Origin of the sequence: Streptomyces clavuligerus, assembly GCF_005519465.1 — a bacterium.
In the GTDB taxonomy this organism is placed as follows: domain Bacteria; phylum Actinomycetota; class Actinomycetes; order Streptomycetales; family Streptomycetaceae; genus Streptomyces; species Streptomyces clavuligerus.
The window spans coordinates 1,035,187-1,053,091 of the sequence record NZ_CP027858.1 but is presented as its reverse complement, the minus strand read 5'-3'; the positions used below and the strand labels follow the sequence as shown (position 1 = coordinate 1,053,091).

General features: G+C 73.6%; 18 protein-coding genes. 9 read left to right on the top strand and 9 right to left on the bottom strand.

The features are described 5' to 3' along the window. The first annotated feature begins 1 nt into the window (after position 1). Positions 2-715 (top strand): hydrogen peroxide-dependent heme synthase, encoded by a 714-nt coding sequence (gene hemQ / locus CRV15_RS04270; RefSeq protein WP_003962204.1) that lies wholly within the window; start codon positions 2-4, stop codon positions 713-715. Between the two features lie 241 nt (positions 716-956). Here hemQ and CRV15_RS04265 read toward each other — a convergent pair whose 3' ends face one another. The 5 genes from CRV15_RS04265 to CRV15_RS04245 all read right to left on the bottom strand — a co-directional run bounded on the left by CRV15_RS04265 (position 957) and on the right by CRV15_RS04245 (position 7,824). After that, the gene (locus CRV15_RS04265) at positions 957-2,348 is read right to left on the bottom strand and encodes an alpha/beta hydrolase (protein WP_009997806.1); all 1,392 of its coding nucleotides are present in this window, start codon (positions 2,346-2,348) and stop codon (positions 957-959) included. Between the two features lie 532 nt (positions 2,349-2,880). Further along, positions 2,881-4,413 (bottom strand): phytoene desaturase family protein, encoded by a 1,533-nt coding sequence (locus tag CRV15_RS04260; protein WP_003958299.1) that lies wholly within the window; start codon positions 4,411-4,413, stop codon positions 2,881-2,883. A gap of 68 nt (positions 4,414-4,481) precedes the next feature. Then, positions 4,482-5,450, bottom strand: coding sequence for a TIGR04222 domain-containing membrane protein (locus tag CRV15_RS04255; protein WP_003962206.1), 969 nt, complete (start codon positions 5,448-5,450; stop codon positions 4,482-4,484). A 5-nt stretch (positions 5,451-5,455) separates the two neighbouring features. Next, positions 5,456-6,829: an MbnB/TglH/ChrH family RiPP precursor modification enzyme gene (locus tag CRV15_RS04250; RefSeq protein ID WP_003958301.1), complete on the bottom strand. Its 1,374-nt coding sequence runs from the start codon at positions 6,827-6,829 to the stop codon at positions 5,456-5,458. 227 nt (positions 6,830-7,056) lie between these two features. Then, positions 7,057-7,824 carry an aminoacyl-tRNA hydrolase gene (locus tag CRV15_RS04245; protein ID WP_003962207.1) on the bottom strand — a complete coding sequence of 256 codons (768 nt, stop codon included), beginning with the start codon at positions 7,822-7,824 and terminating at the stop codon, positions 7,057-7,059. A gap of 49 nt (positions 7,825-7,873) precedes the next feature. Between CRV15_RS04245 and CRV15_RS04240 the strand changes: the two genes are divergently transcribed. Further along, entirely contained in the window at positions 7,874-8,548 is a 675-nt protein-coding gene (locus CRV15_RS04240) for an AIM24 family protein (protein WP_003958303.1), read from the top strand. Between the two features lie 81 nt (positions 8,549-8,629). On the opposite strand, the gene CRV15_RS04235 is transcribed toward CRV15_RS04240, so the two are convergent. Beyond that, positions 8,630-9,511: a polysaccharide deacetylase family protein gene (locus tag CRV15_RS04235; protein ID WP_003962209.1), complete on the bottom strand. Its 882-nt coding sequence runs from the start codon at positions 9,509-9,511 to the stop codon at positions 8,630-8,632. 156 nt (positions 9,512-9,667) lie between these two features. Next, positions 9,668-10,114, bottom strand: a complete 447-nt coding sequence (locus tag CRV15_RS04230) for a MarR family winged helix-turn-helix transcriptional regulator (protein ID WP_009997810.1) — start codon at positions 10,112-10,114, stop codon at positions 9,668-9,670. Positions 10,115-10,254: 140 nt separating this feature from the next. On the opposite strand from CRV15_RS04230, the gene CRV15_RS04225 reads away from it, so the two are divergent. Continuing rightward, the gene (locus CRV15_RS04225) at positions 10,255-10,671 is read left to right on the top strand and encodes an organic hydroperoxide resistance protein (protein WP_003958307.1); all 417 of its coding nucleotides are present in this window, start codon (positions 10,255-10,257) and stop codon (positions 10,669-10,671) included. 99 nt (positions 10,672-10,770) lie between these two features. On the opposite strand, the gene CRV15_RS04220 is transcribed toward CRV15_RS04225, so the two are convergent. Together CRV15_RS04220 and zapE are read right to left on the bottom strand one after the other, a co-directional pair. Further along, complete coding sequence (locus tag CRV15_RS04220; RefSeq protein ID WP_003958308.1) at positions 10,771-11,196, bottom strand: OsmC family protein; 426 nt, start codon at positions 11,194-11,196, stop codon at positions 10,771-10,773. A 75-nt stretch (positions 11,197-11,271) separates the two neighbouring features. Then, complete coding sequence (gene zapE / locus CRV15_RS04215; RefSeq protein WP_003962211.1) at positions 11,272-12,483, bottom strand: cell division protein ZapE; 1,212 nt, start codon at positions 12,481-12,483, stop codon at positions 11,272-11,274. Positions 12,484-12,562: 79 nt separating this feature from the next. Between zapE and CRV15_RS04210 the strand changes: the two genes are divergently transcribed. The 6 genes from CRV15_RS04210 (at position 12,563) to CRV15_RS04185 (ending at position 17,834) form a co-directional block, all read left to right on the top strand. Continuing rightward, on the top strand, positions 12,563-13,408 hold the full coding sequence (locus CRV15_RS04210; RefSeq protein ID WP_003962212.1) for a pyrimidine reductase family protein: 846 nt from the start codon (positions 12,563-12,565) through the stop codon (positions 13,406-13,408). 106 nt (positions 13,409-13,514) lie between these two features. Then, complete coding sequence (locus CRV15_RS04205) at positions 13,515-13,985, top strand: hypothetical protein (protein WP_003958311.1); 471 nt, start codon at positions 13,515-13,517, stop codon at positions 13,983-13,985. Positions 13,986-14,163: 178 nt separating this feature from the next. Further along, a complete protein-coding gene (murC, locus tag CRV15_RS04200) occupies positions 14,164-15,576 on the top strand; it encodes a UDP-N-acetylmuramate--L-alanine ligase (protein WP_003958312.1) in 1,413 nt (470 codons plus the stop codon). A gap of 13 nt (positions 15,577-15,589) precedes the next feature. Beyond that, a complete protein-coding gene (msrB, locus tag CRV15_RS04195) occupies positions 15,590-15,994 on the top strand; it encodes a peptide-methionine (R)-S-oxide reductase MsrB (protein WP_003958313.1) in 405 nt (134 codons plus the stop codon). A 67-nt stretch (positions 15,995-16,061) separates the two neighbouring features. Then, positions 16,062-16,817, top strand: a complete 756-nt coding sequence (locus CRV15_RS04190) for a nucleoside/nucleotide kinase family protein (protein WP_003962215.1) — start codon at positions 16,062-16,064, stop codon at positions 16,815-16,817. Between the two features lie 69 nt (positions 16,818-16,886). Further along, complete coding sequence (locus tag CRV15_RS04185) at positions 16,887-17,834, top strand: DUF1444 domain-containing protein (RefSeq protein ID WP_029183092.1); 948 nt, start codon at positions 16,887-16,889, stop codon at positions 17,832-17,834. Positions 17,835-17,905 lie beyond the last annotated feature (71 nt).

The following is a 17,905-nucleotide window of genomic DNA, read 5'->3' as shown; positions in this document are numbered from 1 at the left end:
CATGAGTGCGCCCGAAAAGATCCCGAACGCAGGCAAGAAGGCCAAGGACCTCAACGAGGTCATCCGGTACACGCTGTGGTCCGTCTTCAAGCTGCGCGATGTACTGCCCGAGGACCGCTCCGGCTGGGCCGAGGAGGTCGACACCCTCTTCGAGCGGCTGGCCGCCGAGGACGTCAAGGTGCGCGGCACCTACGACCTCTCCGGGCTGCGTGCCGACGCCGATGTCATGATCTGGTGGCACGCCGAGACCGCGGACGAGCTCCAGGAGGCGTACAACCTCTTCCGCCGCACCCGCCTCGGCCGTGCCCTCGAACCGGTCTGGTCGAACATGGCGCTGCACCGCCCCGCCGAGTTCAACAAGTCGCACATCCCGGCGTTCCTCGCCGACGAGACCCCGCGCGACTACGTCAGCGTCTACCCGTTCGTCCGCTCGTACGACTGGTATCTGCTGCCCGACGAGGACCGCCGCCGGATGCTCGCCGACCACGGCAAGATGGCCCGCGGCTACCCCGATGTCCGCGCCAACACGGTGGCCTCGTTCTCGCTCGGCGACTACGAGTGGATTCTCGCGTTCGAGGCGAACGACCTCTACCGCATCGTGGACCTGATGCGCCATCTGCGCGCCTCCGAGGCGCGGATGCACGTCCGCGAGGAGGTCCCCTTCTACACCGGCCGCCGCAAGTCCCTCACCGACCTGGTGGCGGGGCTCGCGTAACGCCCACCGGGCGATGCCCGCCGGGCCCGGGACACCCCTCCCGGGCCCTGTAGCAGGTCCGTTCGGGCCCGGTACCGGCAGGCGGTTGCCGGGCCGCGGACCGACCTCGCGTAACATCCCTTCGCCGGGCCCATGACGGGTCCGTGCGACGCCCGTACCGGAGCCCAGCCAGGGTCGGGACGGCGCGGAAGCGAAGGCCGGGGCCGCACACCAGCGGTCAGGGCCTCGTCGACCCGGAAGATCAGACGGCGTGCCGGAGCACAGGCTCCGCCCCGCGCCGCTCCAGCGACACCGGGTCCGGCTCCGGGTGCGGCGCGCACGACGCGCGCCGCACCGGCGTCACTCCCCGCAGCAGATACTCCTCCAGATGGCCGTTGACGCAGTCGTTGGCGCCGCCGCCGATGCCATGGGTCCCGGCGTCCTCCTCCGTGACGAGCACTGCGCCCTTGAGCCGCCGGGCCAGCTCCCGCGCCCCCTCGTACGGGGTCGCCGCGTCCCGCTCGGCCGCCAGGATCAGCACCGGCGGCAGCTCCCCGCGCCGGGTCCGCACCTCCAGCGGCTGCTGCCGGGGCGCGGGCCAGAAGGCGCACGGCAGATTCATCCAGACGTTGTCCCAGGTCTCGAACGGGGCCCTGCGGGCCAGCGCGGTGTTGTCCCGGTCCCACACCGCGAACTCCCGCGGCCAGGGCGCGTCGTTGCACTCGATCGCCGTGTACACGGCGGCGGCGTTCTCCGCGCCGCGCGCCAGCTCCGCCCGGGGCGCGGCCTGGGCCACGAGCGGTTCCTCGTCCCCGCGCAGATACGCGGCGAGCGCCCGGGCGCGCGGCTCCCAGAAGTCGTCGTGGTAGACGGCGGCCAGCATCGCCGACTGGAGCTGCCCGGGACCCACCCGGCCACCCGCGGGCCGCACCGCGAGCCGCGCCCGCACCTCCTCGTAGTGGTGCCCCACCGCCTCGGGGCTCGTCCCCAGACCGAAGACGTCGTGGTGCCGGGCCACCCAGGCGCGGAAGTCGGCCCAGCGGCCCTCGAACGCCAGCGACTGCTCCAGGTTGCTGCGGTACCAGATCTTCTCCCGGGCCGGGTCCACCGGCGCGTCGAGGACCATACGGCGCACACGGGACGGGAACAGGTCCGCGTACAGCGCGCCGAAGTACGTCCCGTACGACGCGCCCATGAAGGTCAGCCGCTCCTCGCCGAGCGCCGCCCGCAGCACATCGAGATCGCGCGCGTTGTTGAGCGAGGTGTAGTGCCGCAGCGCCGCACCCGCGTGCCGGGCACAGCCCGCCGCGTACCGCCGCGCCTCGGCGACCCGTTCCCTCTTGTACGCGGGTGAGGGGTGCGTGGGGGAGAGGGTCGGCGCCCTGACCGCCTCCCGGGGGTCCTGACAGCTCAGCGGCGCGGAGCGGTCGACGCCGCGCGGCGCGTAGCCGACGAAGTCGTAGGCGCGGGCGATCCGCTCCCACTCCGGGACCCCCGCGAGCAGCGGGAACCACATTCCGGAGGCGCCGGGTCCGCCAGGGTTGAACACCAGCGCGCCCTGCTGCTCCCCGGTGGGACCGGTGGCCCGGCCCCGGCTCACCGTCAGCTCGATCCGCCGGCCGTCCGGTTCCGCGTAGTCGAGCGGAACCTCCACGGTGCCGCAGCGGACCTCGTCCGGCAGGGACTCCGCGGCGGGGCAGCGCCCGAACGGGATCCCCTCGGCGGCGGCCCGTTCGGCGGCGATCCGTACACCGCGGGCCTCGGCCTCCGCGGAGGTGACGTCCTCGGCGGGGGCGGCCGGGACAGCGGCCCCGGCGGCGCCGTTCGCGGGGCCACGGCCAGCGTTCCGGCGACGAGTGCGCCAAGGCCCGCCAGCAGTCCGGACTTCGCAACGGCTCTCATCGGATTCCCCTTCGCGCGGCGGCAGACGACGGCATTCGGGGAATCCTTCGCCCGGCGGTACCGGGTGTAAAGCACCACCGGACGGTGTCGCCGCCGATGCCTTCCGTACGCCCCCGGCGTGCGCCTCGGCGCCCGTGCCCGTGCCCGAGCGCCTGCCGCAGCCGGGGCCGCCGACCGCGGGCGGCCCCGACGCCGGGAGTCCGTCACGGGGGCGGGGCGGCCCCCGTTCCCCGCCCCGACGGTGTCGGGCCCACGCGGGCCTCGGGACGGGCCCGGGGCGCGGCTCAGTGCCCCAGAACGGACATCGCGGCGTTGTGGCCCGGGATGCCGCTGACGCCGCCGCCGCGTACCGCGCCCGCGCCGCAGAGCAGCACGGACGGGTGGCGGGTCGCCACGCCCCAGCGGCCGGTGGCCTCGTCCGCGTACGGGAAGGCGAGGTCGCGGTGGAAGATGTGCCCGCCGGGCAGGCGCAGTTCGCGGTCCAGGTCGAGCGGGGTCCTGGCCTCGACGCACGGCTCGCCCCGGGCGTCGGTCGCCAGACAGTCCGCGAGCGGCTCCGCGAGATGGCGGTCGAGTTCGGCGAGGGTGGCCGCGAGGAGTTCGTCCCGGGTCCGTTCGGGGTCGTCGGCGAAGAGCCGGGCGGGCGTGTGCAGCCCGAAGAGGGTGAGGGTCTGGTACCCCTCGGCGGCGAGGTCCGGCCCCAGGATCGACGGGTCGGTGAGCGTATGGCAGTAGATCTCCGACGGGGGCGCGGACGGCAGCGACCCGGCGGCGGCCTCGCGGTACGCGGCCGCGAGCTGCCCGTACCCCTCGGAGACATGGAACGTGCCGGAGAACGCGGCGCGCGGGTCGACCGAGCCGTCCCGCAGCCGGGGCAGCCGCCGCAGCACCATGTTCACCTTGAACTGCGACCCCTCGGCGGCGGGCGGCGGCTCCTCGCCCAGCAGGGCCGCCAGTTCCCTCGGTGCGGCGTTGACGAGCACATGCCGGGCGGCCACCGTCCCCTCGCCGTCCTCGGTACGGTAGCCGACCTCCGCGCCCGGCCCCTCCGGGTGGACATGGGTGACCTCGTGCCGGGTCAGGATCTCGGCCCCGGCGCGCCGCGCCGCCGTCGCGAGCGCGTCCGTCAGCGCGCCCATGCCCCCGACCGGCACGTTCCACTCGCCCGTGCCCCCGCCGACGACGTGGTAGAGGAAGCACCGGTTCTGCGCCAGACCCGGGTCGTGTGCGTCGGCGAAGGTGCCGATCAGGGCGTCCGTGAGCACCACCCCCCGGACCACGTCGTGGGAGAACCACTCCTCGACCGCCACCCCGACGGGCTCCTCGAACAGCGCCCGCCACGCCCGCTCGTCGTCGACGAGGGCCCGCAGCTCCGCCCGCCGGGGCAACGGCTCCGTCAGCGTCGGGAAGACCCGCGCGGCCAGCCGCCCCGTCATCGCGTGGAACTCCCGCCACGCCGTGTACTCCCGGTCGCCCCCGGTGAGCGCGGCGAAGGACTCCCGGGTGCGCCCGCCGCCGATCAGCAGCCCGCCGTCCCCGACCGGGGTGTACGAGGAGACCGTCCGGCGGCGGACGGCGAAGTCGAGCCCCAGATCGCGCACGATCCGGTCGGGCAGCAGCGACACCAGGTACGAGTAGCGCGACAGCCGCGCGTCGACCCCGGCGAAGGGCCGCGCGGAGACGGCCGCCCCGCCGGTGGCCGGGGAACGCTCCAGGACCAGCACCGAGCGCCCGGCCCGGGCCAGATACGCGGCGGCGACCAGACCGTTGTGGCCACCGCCCACCACCACCGCGTCGTACGAGGTCCGCATGGGCATGACCGCACCCTAGGCGCCCGCCGCCGCCCTGCCAATGAGCCCCGTCCGGGCAGGGGCCCGCCCGGCGGTCAGCCGCAGCCGCAGCCGCCGCACCCCCCGCAGCCTCCCCCGTCCCCGTCCCCGCCGCCGCCGTCCCCGCCGCCGCCGTCCCCGCCGCCGCCGTCCCCGCCGCCGTCTCCTCCGCCCGCGCCGCTCCCCCCGTCGCCGTAGCCGTCGGAGGAGCCGCACCACGGGGCGGCCACGGCCATGCCGTCGCTCCGCGTCGAGTCCAGCAGGACGACCGTGGTGAGGGCGGCGGCGACCAGCACGGTCTGCGCCGCGGACTTCGGCAGGGCCCGCGGCCCCTTGGTCGCGACCAGGGTGGCCGGGTCCTCGGTCTCCGCGTGCTGCTTGCGGTATCCGGCCAGGGCCTGCCTGCCCTGCTTGCTGACGCGGGCGCGGCACCGGGAGACGACGAGAAGACCGGTGATCAGCCCCGTGAGGGTCGCGGGCAGCGTCAGCAGCGCGAAGGGAACGGGAGGCCGGTCCCAGTCCAGGTCGTAGCTGAGGATCGTGGCCACGATCACCACGAGGGTCGCCAGGGCCGAGACCACGGCCAGCACACAGCCCAGGAAGTCCACGAACCCCCGTCTCGGGCCGCGCGGCAGCAGCAGCCCGCGCCGGGCGAGCCCGTCCCCGATCCCCTGGACGGTGTGGTGCCGCATGGCCCGGGCCCGCAGATGGACCACGGAGCCGTTCGGCGCGTTGTCGAGCGTGTCGTACACCGCCTGCTGGACCGGGTGGCGGACGACCCGGTCCGCGACGGAGACGATGCCCGGCTCGCCGATCAGCAGCCGTCCGTCGCCGTTCATCGCCGCGAGCGCGGTGTCCACGACCCGTGGCGGTCCGCCGCTCAGAAAGGCGGCCTCATGGACGTCGTGGAGGACGGCGACCCCGTCGAAACGGGGGGTGCCGCGCCGGGTCCGCGACTCCAGGACGAGGAGACCGGAGCAGGCTCCCGCGAACGCGAGCAGGATGATGACTGCGGCTGTGCCCATGGCTCTTACCTCCGTATGAGGACGGCGCGGGCGGCACGGACCATCCGGGTCGTGCGCCGCGGCGGCTGAGGTGTGACGCGCTCCTCCCACCAGTGGGTGAGCCGGCGTCGGGCCCGGTCGTCGACCGGCGTTCCCGCGATGAGCAGATGCTCGGCGAAGTCCAGGGCGTCCCTGCGGTACCCGTGGTGCATCGGCCGGTTCCGGGCGTACGAGAGGAACGCGGCGCGGTAGCCGTCACCGAGGATGTCGCGCAGCTCGGGCGCGACCTTCGCGACGACCGACGCGCGCTTGGCGGCCAGGGCGCGGCGCTGGGTCCGCAGCCGCCGGGCGTCGAAGCCCTCGGGGGCGGGGGTGCCCGCGACCAGGGCGGAGAGCAGCGCGACCTGGCCGAGGGCGAGCCGTTCGCGTACGGCGCCCTCGACGGCTTCGCCGTCGGCGGGCAGGGCGGGCTCGGTGTTCTCGGCGGCTTCGGCGGGCTCGGCGGGCTCTGTGTTCTTGGCGGGCTCGGCGGGTCGGGTCGGCGCGCGCCGGGGCGCGGGGACCGCGGCGGTCCGCGGCGCGGCGCTCCGCAGCGTGGCCCGGACGGTGTCCAGCTCGCGGGCCAGCTCCTCGCCGGGCGGGAAGTCGTCGTCGCGCTCCAGCAGCACCCCGGGGGGCCGGACCCGGGCCCGCAGCTCCCGCAGCACGTCGAGGACCGGCTCGGGCACCGGGTGGGCGTGGGTGTCGTGCCAGACGCCGTCCCGCTCGACGCCGCCCGCGACATGGACGTACGCGATCGCCTCGACGGGCAGCTCGTCCAGGGCCTTCGCGGGGTCCTCGCCGCGGTTGACCCGGTTGGTGTGGAGATTGGCCACGTCGACGAGCAGCCGCACCCCGGTGCGTTCGACCAGCTCGGCCAGGAACTGCCCCTCGGTCAGCTCCTCGTGGGGCCAGGAGAACAGCGCGGCGATGTTCTCCACGGCGAGCGGTACGGGAAGCGAGTCCTGCGCGATCCGCACGTTCTCGCACAGCACCCGCAGAGCGTCACGGGTGCGCGGCACCGGCAGCAGATGGCCCGCCTCCAGGGTCCGCGACGCGGTCAGCGGCCCCCCGGCGCGGACGAACGCGATGTGCTCCGTGACCAGCGGCGACCCGAGGGCCTCGGCCCGGCGCGCCAGCGCGGCGAGCTTCCCCGCGTCCGGCCGGTCCGCCCCGCCGAGCCCCAGCGAGACCCCGTGCGGCACGACCCGCACCCCACGCGAACGCAACCGCTCCAGCGCCTCGGGAACATGCCCGGGGCATATGTTCTCGGCCACCACCTCGACCCAGTCGACCCCCGGCAGCTCCGCCACCACCTCCGCGATCTCCGGCCGCCACCCGATCCCGATCCCCAGCTCCATGTCCCCGCCCCCCTCCTCGGCCCCGTCAGGGACCGGGGACCGATTCTCGCCATGGTCATGCTGTAACCATGACCCACGGTACTGAACCCTGGGCAGGAGACGTTCAGAGCTTCCTCAGAGGTTCCACGGTTCCACGGGGCGGAGCGATTTCACGCGGGAACAGGGGGCACCGGGAAGACGGGGCCGGGGGAGGGGAAGCCCCGCCGAGGCCGGACCCCGCGCCGGGGTCAGAGCAGCGCCCGGTGGTCCGCCACCACCGTGCATGTGTTCGGTGCGATCTCCGTGAAACCGGCGTCACGCACCACCGGGAGGCCCGCCCCGGTCAGGTCGGACCACCGGGACGGGGACGGGGTGCGCACGGAGAGGGGGAAGCCCCCGGCGGCCCACGCCGTGCGGGCCGGGGCGGGCAGGTCCCACCAGGCGAGTTGGGCGGCGTGGCCCGCCTGGGCCATGGCCTTGCCCGCCGACATCGGGACGCCCGGGTTCAGCCAGAGCACCGGGGCGTCCGGCAGCGCGGCGGGCGGTGCCGCCGGGTCGTCCAGTTCGGTGCCGGAGACCTGGAGCTTGGCCAGTTCCTTGGGCCAGCCGTCCAGCGGCACCGGCGGGAAGACCCGGACCTCCGCGTGTTCACCGGTCACGGTGATCCCCGGCAGCCCCGACGCCTTGCGCCACTCCGCGCCCCGCGCCCGCCGCACCACCTTGCGGATACGGGCGTCCTCCCAGTCGCGTACGGCCTTCTCCCAGACGCCGCCGTCCCGGCTCCGCTCGTCGGCGAGGAGGGTCAGCACCGCGCGGGCGGCGGTCTCCAGCGCGTCGGTGCGCGCCGGGGGCCCGGCCTTCTCGATGCGGACGACGAGCGGAAGGACGTACTGCGGGGCCTCGTCGCGCTCCGCGCTCTCGGCGCTCTCGGCGTGCTGGGGGTCTTCGCTGCTCACCCGGGCCAGTCTGCCAGGCCGGTGGCGGCCCGCCGCCGCCGCACCCCGCCGCCGCGCCATCACCGGACGATGTTGTGCGCGTGAATCCCTCCTGGTAAGGATGCACCGTATGAAAAGCGACCTCTTCGCCTCCGAGAACATGGCCCAGCCCGCCACCGTCCCGGGGATGTCCCTCCAGAACGCCAAGTCGGTCAAGTACGTCGTCAACGGTGAGATGCACGCCCGCCAGGGCTCGATGATCGCCTTCCGCGGCAATCTCCAGTTCGAGCGGAAGGGCCAGGGCATCGGCGGCATGCTCAAGCGCGCCGTGACCGGTGAGGGACTGGCGCTGATGGCCGTGCGCGGGCAGGGGGAGGCGTGGTTCGCCCACGAGGCCAACAACTGCTTCATCGTGGAGATAGAGCAGGGCGACTCGCTGACCGTCAACGGCCGCAACGTGCTCTGTTTCGACTCCACCCTGTCGTACGAGATCAAGACGGTGAAGGGCGTCGGCGCCGCCGGTGGCGGGCTCTTCAACAGCGTCTTCAGCGGCTCCGGCAAGCTCGCCGTCATCTGCGAGGGCACGCCCGTCGTGATCCCGGTGACGCCTCAGCAGCCGGTCTGCGTGGACACCAACGCGGTCGTGGGCTGGAGCGCCCGTCTGGAGACCTCGATCAACCGCTCGCAGTCCTTCGGCTCGATGGTGCGCGGCGGCTCCGGCGAGGCCGTGCAGCTCATGCTCTCGGGCGAGGGCTTCGTGGTGGTCCGGCCCAGTGAGCTGCTGCCGCAGAAGACCTCGAACTGACCGGCCGGGCCGGGTACGGGAAGCCCGCGGGGGTCTCCCCGTACCCGGCCGCCGGGGCGCGGGTGCGCGCCCCGCCCGGTCTCACTCCGCCAGCTTCGGCTTCCGCTCCCGCTGCTTCATCAGCTCCGAGACCTTGACCAGCTTGAAGCCGCGGTCGCGCAGCTCCGGCACGATCTGCTCGATCGCCGCCTCCGTGACGGGGGCCGCGCTCCGGGTCAGGTGCAGTACCACCACGGACCCGGGGGTCACGTCGTTGAGCACCTGTTCCACCACGGCGTCCGCGTAGTTGGCGAACGCGTCCCCGCTGACGACGTCCCACTGCACGGCTGTCTTCCCCGCCGGGGCGATGGCCCGCAGCGACTCCTTGTCGAAGCAGCCGCCGGGGAAGCGGAAGTAGGGGACGAGGTGCCGCGCCCCGGTCCGGCGGATCGCGGTGTCGGCCCGTTTCACGTCCGTCAGCATCCGCGCCCTGCTGATCCGGGGGAGTTCGTGGCACTCGCCCGTGTTGGTGAAGGCGTAGTGGCTGTACGAGTGGTTCCCGATCTCGAACAGCGGGTCGTTCCCGATCTCCTTGGCCTGGTCGGGGTACTCCTCGGCCCAGCGTCCGGTCATGAAGATCGTGGCGGGGACCTTCAGGGTGCGCAGGGTGTCGACCAGGTCGGGGTTGTCGAAGCGCTCTCCCCGTACCGCCCTGCTGCCCTGATCGGCGGTCATGTCGGCGTCAAAGGTGAGCGCGACGGTCGGTTCGGCCTCCTCCTCGCCTTCCTCGGTCTCCTCGGTGACGGGGGCCCGCCGGAAGACCGGCGTCACGGCGGGCGCTTTGACGGCCTCGGGGCCATTGGCCGCAGCCGGGCCCGAAGGGGCGCGGTGGGGCTTGTCCGGTGCGTTCTGCTGGCTGCCGCAGCCGACGAGCACGGCACCCAGGGCGGTCAGTGCCGCCAGTTTCCGCAGAGATGTAATCACATTATGCAAATATATGATTACTCACTGGAAAAACGTGTAAATCGGACTTTGTGTCGGAAGGGTCGGACGGGCGGACCGGACGGGCCCGCTGGAAGGGCGCGCTGGAAGGGTGGGCCCGACGGGCGGACCGGGAGGGCGGACCGGGTCGGCCGTCGCTCAGGGGGTCGCCGCGTCGAGCGCCCGGGTCAGTGCCGCCAGCTCCTCCCGCAGGCCGTTGATGTCCTCCACGCGCAGCCCTGTGGAACGGGCGATGCGGCGCGGCACATCGCGGGCGCGCTCCCGCAGCTCGGTGCCCGCCCCGGTGGGGCGGACGGTCACGGAGCGCTCGTCCTCGGGTGAGCGGCGCCGTTCCACCAGGCCCGCCGACTCCAGCCGCTTCAGCAGGGGCGACAGCGTGCCGGAGTCCAGCCGCAGCAGCTCGCCGATCCGCTTCACCGGCAGCTCGCCGTGCTCCCAGAGCACCAGCATCGCCAGGTACTGCGGATAGGTCAGCCCCAGGTCCTTCAGCACCGCGCGGTAGACGCCGTTGAACGCGCGGGACGCCGCGTGCAACGAGAAGCAGATCTGCTGGTCCAGGCGGAGGAAGTCGTCCTGAGTGCTCATGGCCCCAGTGTATCCGCGCACCTGTCGCGCGCCACTGAGTTGTACACAACTGAATTGTGTGCTGTAGTTCTGGGTGTCGGGACGCACCGCGGCCCCGAGCAGCAGAACCACCGGAGAGACCCCGCTGAGAGGGAGTAGTCATGGACGCGCTCTACACCGCCGTCGCCACCGCCACCGGCCGCGACGGCCGCGCCGTCAGCTCGGACGGCACGCTGGATCTGCCGCTCGCCCTGCCGCAGGTCCTGGGCGGCAGCGGCCGGGGGACCAACCCCGAGCAGCTCTTCGCCGCCGGTTACGCGGCCTGTTTCGCGAGCGCCATGGCGACGGTCGCCCGCCAGGAGAAGATCGACGTCAGCGAGGTCGCGGTGACCGCCGAGGTGGGCATCGGCAAGGACGCGGAGGACGGCGGCTTCGCCCTCTCCGTGGTGATCCGGGCCGAACTGCCCGACCACCTCCAGGGCGGGCCCGGCCGTGCGCTGCTGGAGAAGACGCACGCCTTCTGCCCCTACTCCAAGGCCACCCGGGGCAACATCCCCGTCGAGCTGGTCATCGAGTAGTCACCCGCGGCGGATACCCCCGGTGCGCCCGGAGCCCCGTGGCCCCCGTGGCGCGGACGCCCTGACCCGCTCCGCCCCCGGAGCGGGTCAGGGCGGGTATCAGGCCAGCTCGGCCGAGAGCGTGATGGTGGTGCCGGTCAGCGCCTGGCTCACCGGGCAGTTCTTCTTGGCGTTCTCGGCGGCGGCCACGAACGTCTCCTCGTCCACACCGGGCACCTCGCCGCGCACGGAGAGATGGATACCGGTGATGCCCTCACCGGGCTGGAAGGTGACGTCGGCCTTGGTCTCCAGCCGGGTGGGCGGGGTCCCGGCGCCGGTCAGGCCGTGCGAGAGGGCCATCGAGAAGCAGCTGGAGTGCGCGGCGGCGATCAGCTCCTCCGGGCTGGTCCTGCCGTTGGCCTGCTCGGCGCGGGACGGCCAGGAGACCGGCTGCGAGCCGATGCCGGAGGAGTCGAACGTGACGGTGCCCGAGCCCTTGAGCAGTTCGCCTTCCCAGACCGTGTGCGCCGTGCGGGTGGTGGCCATGGTGAGAATCCCTTCTGGATGGCAGACAAGGAGAGTTGTGCGGACAGGAGAGGTGTCAGAACAACACGCCAGACGCTACTGCCCCACGGGTTCCTTCGCGTCACGGGCCAGGGCCGTCAGCCGGGAGATCGCGCGGAAGTACTTCTTCCGGTAGCCGCCGTTGAGCATCTCCTCACTGAAGAGACGGTCGAACGGGAGTCCGGAGGCGAGCACCGGCACCTCGCGGTCGTACAGCCGGTCGGCGAGCACCACCAGCCGCAGCGCCGTGGACTGGTCCGGCACCGGCCGCACATCGGTGAGACAGACCGTGCTCACCCCATCGATCAGCGCCCCGTACCGGCTCGGGTGCACCTTCGCCAGATGGGTCAGCAGTTCGGGGAAGGAGTCGAGGGAGGCGCCCGCGACGGTGCGGGCGGTCTTCACGACCACCTCGTCGGCGTACGGGGGAGGGGCCTCGGGCAGCCCCCGGTGGCGGTAGTCCTCGCCGTCGACCCGCAGCGGGCGGAAGTGCGCGGAGAGCCCCTGGATCTCCCGCAGGAAGTCGGCGGCGGCGAACCGGCCCTCGCCCAGCTTCCCGGGGAGGGTGTTGGACGTGGCCGCCAGCGCGACCCCCGCCTCCACCAGCTTGCGCAGCAGGCTGGAGACGAGCACGGTGTCGCCCGGGTCGTCCAGCTCGAACTCGTCGATGCAGAGCAGCCGGTGGTCGCTGAGGGTCCGCACCGTCTGCTGGAAGCCGAGCGCGCCGACCAGATGGGTCAGCTCCACGAAGGTGCCGAACGCCTTGAGCGAGGGCTCGGCCGGGGTGGCGTGCCAGAGAGAGGCGAGGAGATGGGTCTTCCCGACGCCGTAGCCGCCGTCGAGGTAGACGCCGCGCGGCCCGGCGGGGGCGGGCGCCGGGCGCCTGCCGATGCCGAACCAGCGGAGCAGCCCGCCGCCCGCGCCGCCGCCGCTCGCGGGGGCGGCGCCGAGACCGGCCGCGAACGCGCTCAGCGCGGTGACCGCCTCCCGCTGGCTGGGCTGCCGCTCGTCCGGGACATAGGTCTCGAAGCGGACGGAGTCGAAGCGCGGCGGCGGCACCATCGCCGCGACCAGCCGGTCCGCGGGGACATGGGGCTCACGGGCGCACAGCGACAGCGGCGCGGTGCCTCCGGCGGCGTTCCCGGCGGCATCTGCGGCATCTGCGGCGGACGCGGCGGCGTCCGGCCCGCCCGCCACATCGAACAAAGGCTCGGTCGCCGACGCGGACGACGGCCCGGCGGACGGCTCGGATGGCAGGTCGGAAGGCATATCGGCAGCGTCCGATGAGGCAGGAGTGACAGGGGTCGGCACAGTTCCCCACTGTACGGGGCATGCCACACTGCACCCCATGCGAAGCCTGCTCCCTGTGACCGACCAGACACCCGCCGAACGAACAGGCCCGCCCACCGGTGCGCGGACCCCGGCGGACCCCGGGGCCCGGACGGCCGGAACGCGGGCCTCCGGCACCGGGCGGGCCTGGTCGCTCGACGAGCTGGCCGACGCCTACGCCTACCCCGCGCTCCCGGCGGACGGCGCCTGGCTGCGGGCGAACATGGTCTCCTCGCTGGACGGGGCCGCCCAGCACGAGGGGCGCTCCCAGCCCCTGTCGTCCGACGCCGACATGCGGATCTTCGGCACCCTGCGGGCGCTCGCGGACGCGGTCGTCGTGGGCGCCGAAACGGTCCGCCGCGAGGGGTACCGCCCCGCCCGGGCCCGGGAGGCCTTCGCCGCCCGCCGCCGGGCTGCGGGGCAGGGCCCCGCCCCCGCGATCGCGGTGGTCAGCGCCTCCCTCGCGCTCGACTTCTCGCTGCCGCTCTTCACCGAGCCGCTGGTGCCGACCCTGGTCCTGACCGGGGCCGCCGCGCCGCCGGAGCGGCTGCGGGAGGCCGAGCGGGCGGGTGTGAGGGTGCTGATCGCGGGGGAGGGGCGGGGTGTGGAACCGGCCACCGCCGTACGGGTACTCGCGGAGCAGGGGCTGCGACGGCTGCTCACCGAGGGGGGCCCGAGGCTGCTGGGGCACTTCATGGCCGCCGGGGTCCTGGACGAGCTGTGCCTGACGCTCTCGCCCACCGTGACGGCGGGGGACTCCCAGCGGATCGCCCACGGCCCCGCGATGGCCGTTCCGGCGAGGTTCACCCTGGCGGGTGTACTGGAGGAGGACGGGTTTCTCTTCACCCGCTACCAGCGCGTCTGACAATCGTCGGAATTTGTCGTTCCGGTTACCTGCGGATGGGCACACTTACTCTCGCAGGCCCCGTGCGGGCACGGGGAAGGATGGTTTCCGCAGAAGGGCTCCTGACGTGTTCACAAGCGTACTGATGATCGAGAAGCCCCTGACCACCGCGGACGTGGAGTTCGTCACCACCCTGCACGGGGAAGAGGCGATCTCGTTCTTCGTGCTGTTGCAGCCGCGCGGGGATCAGGCCGATCTCCTGCTGCGCGCGATCGACGACGTGGCGATGGGTGAGCTGAAGGAGGCCGTCCACGAGAGCGAGGAACCCGAGGGGGAGGACGCCAAGGCCCCCGCCGAACGCGGCCTCGCCCTCTCGCTCGCCGCCCTGCACGCCGCGGGCTGCGCGGCCGAGGGGCAGGTGGTGGAGAAGCACCCGCTCGACAAACTCCGGGAGGTCGTGGAGGCGTCGGGCGCCGACGAGGTCATCGTGCTGACCGCGCCGCACTACGTGGAGGAGTTCTTCCACCGCGACTGGGCCTCCAGGGCCCGGCACAAAGTGGGCGTCCCGGTGCTCAAACTCTTCGCGCACAGCGAATAGGGTGGACCGGGCACCCCGCCCGTCCGCCGGGCGGGGCCCCGCCCGCGGCACCGGCCGCGACAACCGAACACCGCAGCGCACGACCCACCGCGACGACCCGCCCACCGGCCGGCGCGCCGCCGGGGCCGGTCGGCCGTCGCACCCCCTCGTCACCTCGTACACCTGGAGACAGACACCTATGGCACCCGCCGTCCCCACCGCCATGGAACGCCCGCACTTCATCGGCATCGGCGGCGCCGGGATGTCGGGCATCGCGAAGATCCTCGCCCGGCGCGGCGCGGCCGTCGCCGGGAGCGACGCCAAGGAGTCCCCGGTCGCCGGGGCCCTGCGCGAGCTGGGCGCCACCGTCCACATCGGACACGCCGCCGGGCACCTCGCCGACGACGCGAGCTGTGTCGTCGTCTCCAGCGCCATCCGCGCCGACAACCCCGAGCTGGTGCGCGCCGCCGAGCTGTCCGTCCCCGTGGTGCACCGCTCCGACGCGCTGGCCTCGCTGATGACCGGACTGCGCGCCATCGCCGTGGCCGGTACCCACGGCAAGACCACCACCACGTCCATGCTCGCCGTCGCCCTCGGCGCGCTGGGCCTCGACCCCTCGTACGCCATCGGCGGCGATCTGGCGGGCCCCGGCTCCAACGCCCACCACGGCGACGGCGACATCTTCGTCGCCGAGGCGGACGAGAGCGACCGCAGCTTCCAGAAGTACGCCCCCGAGGTCGCGATCGTCCTCAATGTCGAGCTGGACCACCACGCCAACTACGCCTCGATGGACGAGATCTACGAGTCCTTCGAGATCTTCGCCGGACGGATCGTCCCCGGCGGCACCCTGGTGATCGCCGCCGACCAGCCCGGCGCGGTGGAGCTGACCTCCCGGCTGCGCGAGCGCACCGAGCTGAGGATCGTCACCTACGGCGAGTCCGAGGGCGCCGACGTCCGGGTGCAGAGGGTCACCCCCAACGGCCTGACCAGCGAGGTCGCGGTGGTGCTCGACGGCAGGCCGCTGACCTTCACCGTCTCCGTCCCCGGCCGCCACTATGCCCACAACGCGGTGGCCGCGCTGGCCGCCGGAGCCGCCCTCGGCATCCCGGTGGACGAGCTGGCGACCGCCCTCGGCGCCTACACCGGCGTGGGCCGCAGGCTCCAGCTCAAGGGCGAGGCCGGTGGCGTCCAGGTGATCGACTCCTACGCCCACCACCCCACCGAGATGACCGCCGACCTGGAGGCCATGCGCGCCGCCGCGGCGGACTCCCGGCTGCTGGTGGTCTTCCAGCCGCACCTCTTCTCCCGCACCCAGGAGCTGGGCACGGAGATGGGGCAGGCCCTGGCCCTGGCCGACGCCTCGCTCGTCCTGGACATCTACCCGGCGCGGGAGGACCCCGTCCCCGGCGTCACCAGCGAGCTGATCATCACCGCCGCGCGCGCCGCGGGCGCCGACGTCACCCCCGCGCACGCGATGCGGGAGGTCCCGGAGACGGTCGCGGGAATGGCGAAGCCCGGCGATCTCGTTCTCACCATGGGTGCGGGTGATGTGACGGACCTCGGTCCCCTGATCCTGGACCGGCTGTCGGACCCGGCCCGCCCGTCGAGCTGAGGAAGCGGTTTTCATGGCGTACGACATCGAGAAGCCGGACGAGCAGTGGCGCGCGGAGCTGACCCCGGCGGAGTACCAGGTGCTGCGGCAGGCGGGCACCGAGCCCGCCTTCCGGGGTGAGTACACGGACACCACGACCGAGGGCGTCTACTCCTGCCGTGCCTGCGGCTCGGAGCTGTTCCGCTCGGACACCAAGTTCTCCTCGCACTGCGGCTGGCCCTCCTTCTACGACCCGAAGGACAGCGACGCGGTGGAACTGGTCGAGGACCGCTCGCACGGAATGGCGCGGACGGAGGTGCGCTGCGCCCGCTGCGGCTCGCACCTCGGGCACGTCTTCTCCGGCGAGGGCTATCCGACCCCGACCGACCAGCGCTACTGCATCAACTCGATCTCGCTGCGGCTGGCCCCCGACGCCTGACGACCGGGGCCGGGGCACCGGCGGGCGGCGGGAGGCCCCGGCGGGCGGCGGCTGGGACCATGGGAGGGTGCGGACACCCCCGGGCCGTGTACCGGCCCCCCTCCCGGACCCTCTTCCGGCGCCCCTCCTGGAACGGGCCCTGGCCCTCGCGGGCCGGGGCCGCCGCGCGGTCCTCGGTATCGCAGGGCCACCCGGCGCCGGGAAGTCCACCCTCGCCGAACGGCTGGTCACGGCCCTCGGCGGGCGGGCCGTGCTGGTCCCCATGGACGGCTTCCACCTGGCGGGACGCGTCCTCGCCCGGCTCGGCCGGGCGGACCGCAAGGGCGCGCCCGACACCTTCGACGCCGACGGATACGCGGCGCTGCTGACCCGGCTGCGCGCCCCCGCCCCCGGGGCCACCGTCTACGCCCCCGCCTTCGACCGCTCCCTGGAGGAGCCGATCGCGGGCGCCATCGCGGTGGACTCCTCCGTTCCGCTCGTCGTCACCGAGGGGAACTACCTGCTGCACGACGAGGGGCCCTGGGCCCGGATCGGACCCCTGCTGGACGAGGTCTGGTTCCTGGACACGGCCCCCGGGGTCCGGGTGGACCGGCTCGTCGACCGCCATGTCCGGTACGGGAAGGACCGGGCCCGCGCCGAACGCTGGGTGCGCGAGTCCGACGAGGCCAACGCCCGGCTGATCGCCCCCGGCAGGGAACGGGCCGATCTGGTGGTGACCCTGCCGGACGCGGGCCGGGCACCGCGCGCACCGTACGCACCGCGGGTACCGGGCGCACCAAAAGCGCCGGGCATGGAAGAAACGTCCCCACCCCCGCCCGGATGAGCCGTGGGCACCTGGGTACCCTCACAGCGCGGAAGACGGCCGGTGCGCAGCCGACGAAAGGGCGATGACGTGGGGTTGTTCCGGCGGAGGCCGAAGCGGGACGGGCAAGACGCCCCGCGTGACCCCGAGTTCCCCTATCTCTCGGCGGACGAGGGCGCGCGCTTCCGCTCCCTGGTCCGCGAGGCGTTCGCCGAACAGGGCCTCGAAGTGACCGTCTACGCCGATGTCGTGGCCGACAGCGCGGGCCGCCGCTTCGGGCTGACCAATCTCGCCACCCTCCTCCACCACGACGACCGGGGCTCGCGCTGCTGGCCCGAGCTGGTGCGCCACCACGTGGGCACGGTGCTGCGGACGATGGCCGAGCCGTCCGCCCTCGACACCCTCTCGGTCGAGCAGATCCGCTCCCAGCTCTACCCCCGGGTCGTCGGCGAGGACGGGTTCGACCCCGGGAAGTTCGGCTACGCCCGCCCCGTCGCCCCCGGCCTGCACGAGATCCTCGCCCTCGATCTGCCCGAGAGCGTCATGATGCTCACCGACGACGCCCTCCAGCCCCTCGGCGATCTGCGGTACCTGCGCGAACAGGCGCTCTACAATCTGCGGGGACTGCCCATCGAGGGCCATGAGACGGTCAGGGGCGACGGCGGGACACGCTTCGACGTGGTCCTCGGGGAGTCCTTCTACACCGCCAGCCGGGTGCTCACCCTGGGGAGCGTGGTCCGGGAGACCACCGGCGCCGAGCTGACGCCGGACGGCGCGCTGGTCGCGGTGCCCTTCCGGCATCAGCTCGCCTTCCACGCCATCCGGGACGCCACGGTGGTCCCCGCCCTCAACGCGATGGCCGCCTTCGCCGCCGCCGGGTACACGGACGCGCCCGGCGCCATCAGCCCCTGTGTCTACTGGTGGCGCGAGGGGCGGATGACCCGGCTCAGCGACCGCGACGAAGCGGGGCAGGGGCTGCGGATCACCGTCGACGAGGAGTTCCAGGCGGTGCTCGAACGGCTGGTGGGCGACGTCTGACACCGGTGCGCGCACGGCGGGACGGAACACACGCGGGGCCGCCCGGCCCGTCGCCCGCGCGGGCACGCGCT